The following is an 8831-nucleotide window of genomic DNA, read 5'->3' on the forward strand; positions in this document are numbered from 1 at the left end:
CAGGAGTAGCTTCTCGCAATGGGGGGCTACTCCTTTCACCAAGGCAACCAGACATGGATATGCCCTTCCGCCGCTTCGGCTGGCCATTTGCACTGCCGCTCGCACTCATTGCGGCAACCGGCGCGGCCGCATTGCTCCCCCTGCGTGATGCCGGAGGAACCCCTCCCTTCCAACCGCAAACCGTCACCGTTCCTGCCGCCACGTTCCAACATCGGCTTGCTGGCGAGTACAGCCGCGACGGGCTGCCGGTTCGCGGGCCCCTTGTGGAAATCCGCAGCAGCGGGTTCGAAATCATGACCTATCAGGTCTCTGTCGCGGATTACGCAGTCTGTGTAGCCGAGGGCGTCTGCAAGGGAATCGATAACGTATCAGCGCCTGGCACTCTGCCCGTTACCGGCGTCAGCTACGCTGACGCAACCTCATACGCTGAGTGGCTGTCGCACAAGACCGGAGCAAACTGGCGGCTTCCGGATTCTCACGAATGGGTTCACGCGGCCGGATCACGTTTCGTCGAAGATCAAGGCGCCCCGGACAGCGGCGACCCGAACCCGGCGCGACGCTGGCTCGCAAGCTATGAACGCGAAGCCGAACTCAAGAGCGGGCGCGCACAGAAACCGCAACCCGCTGGCAGCTTCGGCACCAATGAGCACGGCGTCCACGATATTGCTGGCAATGTCTGGGAATGGACACGCACCTGCCTGACTCGCGTCACGCTGAATGCAGCAGGCGTGCCCGTCACTGAAGCGAAAACCTGCGGGATCTATGTCGTCGAGGGCCAGCACCGCGCGATGATGAGCTTCTTTATCCGTAACCCGAAGAGCGGTGGGTGTTCGGTTGGCGCGCCTCCGGATCATCTGGGCTTTCGGTTAGTCAAGGAACCGCGTTGGCATGAGCGGATCCTTGTACGCGCTCGCCAACGCCTGCGGCTGGCATGAGCAGTCACATGCTGCAACACCATGCCACGGCTGAAAGCACCGTCCGCGAGGAACCGGAGACAGATCTGCTTCTCTGGTTGCTGATCTGGAGCGAACTTATCATCTTCGCTGCGCTGCTCGCCGGCTTCGCAATCGCGAACATTGCGGATCCGGCTGGTTTCTCCGTCGCGCGGCAGCATCTTGACCTCAGGCTTGCAGGCCTTGCAACGGTCGTGCTGCTCGGCAGCGGCCTGTTCGCCGCACGCGCGGTACAAGCACTGCGGCCGGCGCGTGACCTGATCATCGCCGCAGTCGGCGGCTTTGCCTTCTGCGCGATCAAGCTGGCCGGCTATGCGCGCGAGATACCTACAATGCCTGACGAGAGCCGCCTATTCGAACTCTACTTTCTGATCACCGGCTTCCACCTCGCCCATGTCCTGTTCGGCGCCTTGCTGCTGCTCGGCGCCGCGTGGTGGCCAAGGCCGCGTTTCGTCGCGACCATTGCCACTGTCTGGCATGTCATCGACCTCGTCTGGGTTACGATCTTGCCGATTGTGCACCTAGGGTGACCTATGAGCCTGTTTCGGCCCCCTTCTCCACTGCGCATCTGGTTCGCGCTGCTGCTGGCCACCGCATTGAACCTTGTTGCCGCAGCTCAGTTCGGATCCGGGCCGTTTGGCGCTTTGGCCTTCTGGCTGCTTGGAACGGCAAAGGCCGCGCTAATCGTCTTTGGCTTCATGCAGATGCATCGGGAGTCCTGGCTTCTGAGCGGCGCACTCACTGGCTACACCTGCACCGTGCTGGCCTTGGCCGGCCTGAAAACAGTCGCTATCGGGGGGCTGGTTCCGTGAGTAATCCGCGGACTGACGTGCGACGTAGCGACCGCCAGCACACTCTTGAACATGGGTGGTCTACCCGCCATAGTCCGCCGCCGCTGACGGATAAAAACTCCTTTCGTACATCCGGGTTCGCCGATCCCCCGAGAGTGGAAGCCTGATACCATGGCCCTGGACCGCAGCGTCTTGCGCGAGGTTCCCCTCTTCGCCGCGATGAGCGAGCCCCAGCTGGACCGTCTTTGCGCCAAGGCGACCGCGCGCAGGGTTCAGCAGGGCGACGCGGTCTTCGAACAAGGCGATACAGCGGCGTTCTTCTATTTGCTCCTTCACGGCCGCCTCAAAGTCACGCAGGTCACACGCGACGGCCAACAGATCATTGTGCGCGTGGTACACCCAGGCGACCTCTTCGGCTTCGCCCAGGCCTTGAACCGGCGCGACTACCCTGGCACTGCCACCGCCGCCGTCGACAGTCTTGTGGCCGCCTGGCCGACAGAGTTCTGGGATTCCTTCGTCGAGGACAATCCGCATCTCGCGATGAACGCCATACGCACCATCGGCCAGCGCCTGGATGAAGCCCATACCCGCATTCGCGAGATGTCGACGCAGGAGGTTGAGCGGAGAGTTGCGCACACCGTCCTCCGGCTCGTCGACCAGGCCGGCCGCCGCGAAGTAGGCGGCACGCACGTCGATTTCCCGATCTCGCGGAAGGATATTGCCGAAATGACCGGTACGACGTTGCATACCGTCTCTCGTATTCTGAGCGCCTGGGAGGAGCAGGGACTGGTCGAAGGCGGGCGCCAGAAGCTGATGGTGCGCGACATCCCCGGCCTGACACGGTTGGCCGAGGATGCTGAATAGGCGGCCGGAGGCAGTCCACGACTGAGCAACCCCTCCGGCCCCTTCCCGCTACCGGGATCAGATGCCGAGAGGAGGCGCGAAATCGCACTCGCGTTTGCAAAGGCTGCTAGCGGTGTCGTCCCAACCGGACGTTGCTAAAATCCCGCCAACGGCAAGTGACCTCACGCTGAACGCATAACAGCTTCAGCCTTCGTGGCGAGACGCGGACCAGTGAGGACCTTCCAATAGGCCACCCCAAAGACAAGGAAGGCGGCCGACCAAGCGAGGCCCGCGATATGCAGCAGCGAAGCAGGCCCGTGGCCCGTTGCCGAGCAGATCCGGGCCACGGCGCCAATGACCACGAGGCCGTAGACAACCTGAGTGGCCGGGGTGGCGACGAGAGGCCGTCCCGTATGGCCAAGGCTGGAGCGTGACATCACTGCGAGTGTCAGTGTGGCCATCGCGCCAGCCGTCCAAGCATGCGCCCCCGCAGCGGCCGGAAGCAGGTCGAAACTAGCCATTCCAGTGAGTGCGAAGCCGAGCGGCACAAAGGCGTAGGCAACATGAAGGATGACCAGTAGCGGATTCCGCCATGTGCGATGTCCAGCCCAGCGCGCGAGCCGGAAAGCGTGGAGCCCGGCTCCGGTAAGGAGCAGCCCCCCTGTTGCGGGGCCGTCAGGGAGAACAATCCAGCCAACCAATGCAATTGCTGTCGCGGCTAGAACTGCCTTGTCATAAGCGCCGAACGAAATAGGAAGGCGCCCCGGTCCCTGTGCGGCGAGCCAGTTGCGCGTGAAACTTGGAATGATGCGCCCGCCAATAAGCGAGACGAGCGTAATGATGACGGCAATGGCGAGCCGCCGTCCATACACAGCCGACCCGGCGATCCCAGCCTCGAGGTGAAAGGCAAGGTTGGCTACGAGCAGCAGGCCAACAAGAATGACGACCTTGAGGTTGCGCCAATTGCGTCCGGCGAAAATTTCCCGCGCAGCGGCAAGTGCGAGCAGTGTGAGAAAGGTGCCATCGATCAGCATCGCCGTGCGCCAGCCCAGCCACGCGGAGGTTGCGACTGCGATGCGGCCAGCAAGCCAGGCGATGACCAGTACGAGCAGAGGAGTGCCTTGCACTGGCAGTCGCCCCGTCCAGTTCGGAATAGCCGTCAGAAGGAAGCCTCCTATGGCGGCAGCCTGATAGCCGAAGAGCATTTCATGGATATGCCAGTCAACCGGCACGAAGGCCGTGGGGAGGTCCAGCCGACCAGTCACGAACGGCAGCCAGATCAAAACCGCGACGCCAGCATACAGCGCGCCGATGAGATAGAGCGGACGAAAACCGTAGGACAGCAGGGCGGGGCCGCCATAAGACCGCAGACGGGGAATCGGAGCCATGATACCTGCTGTCCTCTGCATATCGCGTTCAATCAGATCGCCGAACGATGCCGGACAATTTGATCACTTCGCCGCCCGATCCGCGAGCTCATCGCAGACATTTCCGGAACGGCCGGGACTGGAAATCTAGCCGTTCGTCTGATGCACCGGTTTGCGAAAAGACAAAGAATTCGATTCTTCAGATGCGAGCGTCCAACGCCCTGAGGGCTGTCGCGCTGGCTTGAGCGCAATGGGCGATCTCGATGAAAAGCAATGCCATCTCCTCAAAGACCGTTCGATCACTCTCAGCTTCCGTGACCTGATCGAGTTCCGACAGGAAAGCGAGAAGTGCGACGATGCGCTCCTTGTGATCACGAGCCTGGGCGAGCCTACGCCGTCCGATACGGCGCTTTTCCATCAGGCTAAACCGGTCCAGCGCGCCGGTGAGTGTCTCCCGGCATTGGCAATCCAGGCCGGCCGGAAGGAGGACATGGCGAAGCCTTCCGATTAGCTCACCGGCTTCATCAACCGGTATACGGGATAGGGCACCATCGGCGGCCGGAATTTTGGGATCCTTCGGCATAGCTGCCTCCCTGCGATCGTGGCGCGGATATCTAGGCCACCGCGGTCGCGCCGGATTGAACCCGGGTGAAGCCGGGTGCGCCGTGGAGAAAACCGTTTGCGAAAGCCACTCCGGGGTAGATCTCTTCGAGTAAGCGACTTGCCTCGCCGGCTTCGACACGCCCGTCAATCGCATCACGAAAAGCCTGCGCGACGCCCACCATGTCGCACCGTTGCGGTGACAGCCGAAGCGAGTCCACACCAGCCTTCGTCAAAGCGGGGATGTCTTCGATCAAATTGGCGCATGTATGGGACAGCGTCTGAACGCCATTCACCGTGAGGAACCCCTCTCCCGTCAGTGTCTCTACCGCAAGACCGTCCAAATCCTTCTCACAGACAAAGCGACAGTTGTCCTTAGAGAGCTTGTGGATGCGGGCATGATAGCAGCGCGCGGAGATGGCCAAGGGCACCTTCCCGAAGGCGAAGACCTCGATAGCGACGTCCGGAACGGCGGTCGCGATCGCAGCGACCGATGCCAGGGGCAACTCCGGCGGCAAACAGAGGCGCTGCGCGCCCAGTCCAGCCACGAACGCAGCGGTAGCTTCGTTATAGACATTGACGAACGGTCCGATCGCATGCGGACGCTGGGCCAGCGAGGCCAGGCAGGTCAGATCATTGACTTCGACCGTTACCCCCCCCTGCATCAGTTCCGCCATCTGTCGCCGCTCACGCAACAACGAAACCAGGATGAGCGAGGAGTGCAAAACAACTTTGCCTGCAGCCTCCAGCCGTTCAACGACGGCGGGCAGATGTTCGATGAAGAATGGCGATCGCTTCGAGCAGACAGCCTCGCCGACTACGACAATATCGACCGGCGCCTCATCAGCCACCCGAAAGTAAAAATCGCGCCAATCCTCGGCGGACCAATTGAACAGCACTGGGCCGAGAGTGAGCTGCATATGAGATGTCCTCGGAATTTGCCGCGCGAATTCGTCAGCGCCACGTCTTGCGATAGGCTCCGACTGTGGTCGTCTGACCCTCGGTCATGCGATTCAAGCCTTGGGCCTCGATCGTTCGCCCCTCGTCGAGCGCTGCGATGGCTCGCTTAAACGAGCGCACGACCTCAGCGACATACGCGCGTCCGCGCTGGCGGCCTTCGATCTTCAATGCCGTTACGCCAGCTTTCTGAAGGCCTGGTAGCATGGTGGCGGCATCAAGGCTGACCGGCTCTTCAAAAATGTAACCAGTTCCATGCTCGGTGGCGAAGCGCCCCTTGCATAACGTCGGGTAGCCGACCGGCTCGCCCTTCTCAAAGGCGTTTATGGTGAACCCGCCGAGCCGCGAAACAGTCCGGCGGTTCACCTGCTCATAAGCAACATGGCTAGCTGGTGAGCAGACCCCTTGCATGTTCGGTGACTTGCCGGTGGCATAGGACGAGAGCGAGCAACGGCCCTCCTCCATGACGCAAAGCCCCCCGAAGACGAAGACTTCGGTTTCGCAATTTGCCTCGCGAACCACGGCTGCGATCTCTGGCACACTCAGAACCCGGGGCAGCACCACGCGGCGAACTCCGAAGCTCTCGATATAAAAGCGAATTGCATCCGCATTGGCCGCACCAGCCTGCACCGACAGGTGCAAACGCTGCTCCGGATGGCGAGTGGCGGCATAATCGAGCACTCCGACATCCGCCAGGATCAGAGCATCGGCACCGGCGGCCACGGCATCGTCCACCGCGGCGCGCCAGAGGCTGAGAGCGCCCGCCCGAGCAAAGGTGTTGATCGCCACCAGGACTTTGACCCCATGCCGATGGGCTAAGGCGATCGCCTGACGCAGCTCTTCACGGCTGAAGTTGAGGCCAGGGAAATTGCGGGCATTGGTCTCATCGCGGAATCCGCAATAAACCGCGTCGGCTCCAGCTTCGACCGCCGCTCTCAAAGCCGCGGGGGTTCCGGCCGGACAGATCAGCTCCATGATCCAGCTCCGGCCGTCCCGGTTGCGAACTGATGCCGGCTGAGGAGTTTGGCGATCCCTCGTCCGGGCAAGCCAAGCCCGGCTAGGAACTCGTTCGCGAGGTTGAGTCCGGCATCGTCTACGGCATTGCGCAATGCGAGCACGGCTTCGATATCCCCTTCGATATCGAGTTGGCGCGAGAAGAACAGTGCGTCGCCATCCAGCCGGCCTTCAGCCATCCCGACCAATGCCGACAACGGGCCGCGAATGCTCGCATCAAGTCGAGAAGGAAGGCAGCGAACGGCGGTTGCTTCGGGGCGTATCAGTTTGGGCTCCAACACGAATGCGAATGGCAGGTCGGTCGGATCGATGCCGAAGCGCTTGTTCGCGTGGCATCCCAATCGCTCGTAGAGGCCGGGATGACGTTTCCCGATGCCATATAGGAACAGAGCAAGCACGTGCTGCAGAGGCGCGAGCGGAAGCGGGCGCAAAGCCAGCGACAACAAATGGGGCAGGCTCGGGGAAGCTGTTGGGGACGATGGCATCAGGTGACCTCCGACCGGCAGAGTAGCGAGGAGTGTTCGGTTTGATCGTTGCGCCCGGACAAAGACGGCTGCGAATGGCTCAGGCGATGATCGCTCAAGAACGGAGCGCTTATCTTGCTGAACCGCCGCCACCTTCCCGCCTTTCGCCACTTACGTGGCTTCGTCGATCACCTCGAGGAGGCCGGTCAGCTTAAGCGCATCAGCGAGCCGGTCAGCGTGGTGCATGAGGTCACTGAGATTCACCGCCGCGTCCTCAGTGAGGGCGGCCCCGCCTTGCTCTTCATCCGACCGATCCGGCCCGATGGTTCTCAGGCCGAGATGCCACTGCTGACCAATCTCTTCGGCACAGTCGAGCGTGTGGCCTGGGGGCTCGGTGTCCGGCCCGAGGACTTGCCGGCCTTGGGCGAAGCGCTGGCCGAACTACGCGCGCCGCAGGCCCCCCGTGACCTTGCCGATGCCTGGCGCAAATTGCCGCTGGCGCGGGCGGCGATGACGATGCGCCCACGTCGGCAAAACGGGGCCCCTGTACAGGAACGTGTGTTCCGCGGTGACGAGATCGACCTGCGCGCCTTGCCGGCGCAGATCTGCTGGCCAGGCGAACCGGCGCCGCTACTCACCTGGCCGCTGGTCATTACAAACCCGCCCTTGCCTGAGGGCGAGAGCAATGTCGGGGTCTACCGGATGCAGGTTCTCGGCCGTGATCGGGCGATCATGCGTTGGTTGGCGCATCGCGGCGGGGCGCGTCATCATGAGCAATGGCGCCGTTTAGGTCGCGACATGCCGGTTGCCGTTGTAATCGGAGCCGATCCCGCCACCATCCTCTCCGCGGTCCTTCCGTTGCCGGAGACGGTCTCAGAACTGCGGTTTTCCGGCCTGCTGCGCGGCGAGAGGCCTGTGCTCACCCCGTGTGTGACAGTACCGCTCTCCGTTCCTGCTGAGGCCGAAATCGTGATCGAAGGCACGGTGTCGGCAAGCGATACAGCGCCCGAAGGCCCTTTTGGCGACCATACTGGCTATTATAACGCCGTCGAACCGTTCCCCGTGCTGACTGTCACCGCGGTGACCATGCGCCGCTGTCCACTCTATCTTTCCACCTTCACCGGCCGTGCCCCAGATGAACCATCGCGGATCGGCGAGGCGCTAACTCCGCTATTCCTGCCTCTGTTGCGCCGCCAATTTCCAGAGGTCGAAGATTTCTGGCTACCGCCGGAGGCCTGCTCCTATCGCATCGCAGTCGTTTCCATCAACAAGCGCTATCCGGGCCAGGCGCGCCGGCTGATGCTTGGGCTCTGGTCAATACTCCCGCAATTTACTTACACGAAGCTGCTTGTCGTAGTAGATACGGATATCGATGTCCGGGACTGGCGGGAAGTCATGTGGGCTGTCGCGACGCGCTGCGACGCCTCTCGCGACCTGGTGAAGTTGACCGATACGCCGATCGACTACCTCGATTTTGCCAGTCCCAAACCAGGGCTCGGCGGCAAGCTCGGCATAGACGCCACCAACAAGATCGGCCCTGAAACCGAAAGGGAGTGGGGTGAGGTTCTGGAGATGGATCCCGCAGTGGTCGCCCGGGTCGATGCGATCTGGGCCAGCCTCGGGCTGGATTCGCCCAGCGCAATCAAACGGGCATCATGACGAACCTCCCAGAACGCGTCGTCGTCGGAATTAGTGGCGCCTCCGGTGCCGCGATAGGGCTTCGGGTTGTCGAACTGCTGGCTGCGGCTAGGTCAGTGGAGATTCATCTCGTTGTCTCCCAGGCAGCCGAACGGACGCTCGTTCACGAAGTCGGCCCGGGGGCCTTGGAGCGTGTGCGGGGGC

Annotated in this window: 11 protein-coding genes; 6 read left to right on the forward strand and 5 right to left on the reverse strand. The window is 62.2% G+C overall.

Annotation, left to right across the window (positions count from 1 at the left end; translation table 11 throughout):
- Positions 1 to 53 precede the first annotated feature (53 nt).
- The 4 genes from AC1D34_RS11035 (at position 54) to AC1D34_RS11050 (ending at position 2608) form a co-directional block, all read left to right on the forward strand.
- The gene (locus AC1D34_RS11035; protein ID WP_441508004.1) at positions 54 to 935 is read left to right on the forward strand and encodes an SUMF1/EgtB/PvdO family nonheme iron enzyme; all 882 of its coding nucleotides are present in this window, start codon (positions 54 to 56) and stop codon (positions 933 to 935) included.
- 8 nt (positions 936 to 943) lie between these two features.
- Positions 944 to 1483, forward strand: coding sequence for a cytochrome c oxidase subunit 3 family protein (locus AC1D34_RS11040; RefSeq protein ID WP_441508005.1), 540 nt, complete (start codon positions 944 to 946; stop codon positions 1481 to 1483).
- Between the two features lie 3 nt (positions 1484 to 1486).
- Positions 1487 to 1765, forward strand: a complete 279-nt coding sequence (locus tag AC1D34_RS11045; RefSeq protein ID WP_441508006.1) for a cytochrome C oxidase subunit IV family protein — start codon at positions 1487 to 1489, stop codon at positions 1763 to 1765.
- Between the two features lie 150 nt (positions 1766 to 1915).
- Positions 1916 to 2608, forward strand: a complete 693-nt coding sequence (locus AC1D34_RS11050) for a Crp/Fnr family transcriptional regulator (RefSeq protein WP_441508007.1) — start codon at positions 1916 to 1918, stop codon at positions 2606 to 2608.
- Between the two features lie 161 nt (positions 2609 to 2769).
- Here the strand turns inward: AC1D34_RS11050 and AC1D34_RS11055 are convergent, their stop codons facing one another.
- The 5 genes from AC1D34_RS11055 to ubiT all read right to left on the reverse strand — a co-directional run bounded on the left by AC1D34_RS11055 (position 2770) and on the right by ubiT (position 6968).
- A complete protein-coding gene (locus AC1D34_RS11055; protein WP_441508008.1) occupies positions 2770 to 3975 on the reverse strand; it encodes an NnrS family protein in 1206 nt (401 codons plus the stop codon).
- 178 nt (positions 3976 to 4153) lie between these two features.
- Positions 4154 to 4537 carry a hypothetical protein gene (locus AC1D34_RS11060; protein WP_441508009.1) on the reverse strand — a complete coding sequence of 128 codons (384 nt, stop codon included), beginning with the start codon at positions 4535 to 4537 and terminating at the stop codon, positions 4154 to 4156.
- A 31-nt stretch (positions 4538 to 4568) separates the two neighbouring features.
- Positions 4569 to 5474 (reverse strand): ubiquinone anaerobic biosynthesis protein UbiV, encoded by a 906-nt coding sequence (gene ubiV, locus AC1D34_RS11065; RefSeq protein WP_441508010.1) that lies wholly within the window; start codon positions 5472 to 5474, stop codon positions 4569 to 4571.
- A gap of 34 nt (positions 5475 to 5508) precedes the next feature.
- Complete coding sequence (gene ubiU, locus AC1D34_RS11070) at positions 5509 to 6486, reverse strand: ubiquinone anaerobic biosynthesis protein UbiU (protein WP_441508011.1); 978 nt, start codon at positions 6484 to 6486, stop codon at positions 5509 to 5511.
- On the reverse strand, positions 6477 to 6968 hold the full coding sequence (gene ubiT, locus AC1D34_RS11075) for a ubiquinone anaerobic biosynthesis accessory factor UbiT (RefSeq protein WP_476824242.1): 492 nt from the start codon (positions 6966 to 6968) through the stop codon (positions 6477 to 6479). The genes ubiU and ubiT overlap by 10 nt, the downstream gene beginning before the upstream one ends.
- A gap of 159 nt (positions 6969 to 7127) precedes the next feature.
- Between ubiT and AC1D34_RS11080 the strand changes: the two genes are divergently transcribed.
- Together AC1D34_RS11080 and AC1D34_RS11085 are read left to right on the forward strand one after the other, a co-directional pair.
- Positions 7128 to 8648: a UbiD family decarboxylase gene (locus AC1D34_RS11080; RefSeq protein ID WP_476776830.1), complete on the forward strand. Its 1521-nt coding sequence runs from the start codon at positions 7128 to 7130 to the stop codon at positions 8646 to 8648.
- Positions 8645 to 8831: flavoprotein (locus AC1D34_RS11085; protein ID WP_476824243.1), on the forward strand; the 187-nt coding region annotated here is incomplete at its 3' end. The genes AC1D34_RS11080 and AC1D34_RS11085, both read left to right, overlap by 4 nt.

The organism is Allobosea sp. P1_A7, from assembly GCF_056406775.1.

Coding starts and splice junctions, on each gene's coding strand:
- AC1D34_RS11055 (WP_441508008.1), bottom strand. CDS start 3,975: ATGGCTCCGATTCCCCGTCTGCGGTCTTATGGCGGCCCCGCCCTGCTG.
- AC1D34_RS11040 (WP_441508005.1), top strand. CDS start 944: ATGCTGCAACACCATGCCACGGCTGAAAGCACCGTCCGCGAGGAACCG.
- ubiV (WP_441508010.1), bottom strand. CDS start 5,474: ATGCAGCTCACTCTCGGCCCAGTGCTGTTCAATTGGTCCGCCGAGGAT.
- AC1D34_RS11045 (WP_441508006.1), top strand. CDS start 1,487: ATGAGCCTGTTTCGGCCCCCTTCTCCACTGCGCATCTGGTTCGCGCTG.
- AC1D34_RS11060 (WP_441508009.1), bottom strand. CDS start 4,537: ATGCCGAAGGATCCCAAAATTCCGGCCGCCGATGGTGCCCTATCCCGT.
- ubiU (WP_441508011.1), bottom strand. CDS start 6,486: ATGGAGCTGATCTGTCCGGCCGGAACCCCCGCGGCTTTGAGAGCGGCG.
- AC1D34_RS11035 (WP_441508004.1), top strand. CDS start 54: ATGGATATGCCCTTCCGCCGCTTCGGCTGGCCATTTGCACTGCCGCTC.
- AC1D34_RS11050 (WP_441508007.1), top strand. CDS start 1,916: ATGGCCCTGGACCGCAGCGTCTTGCGCGAGGTTCCCCTCTTCGCCGCG.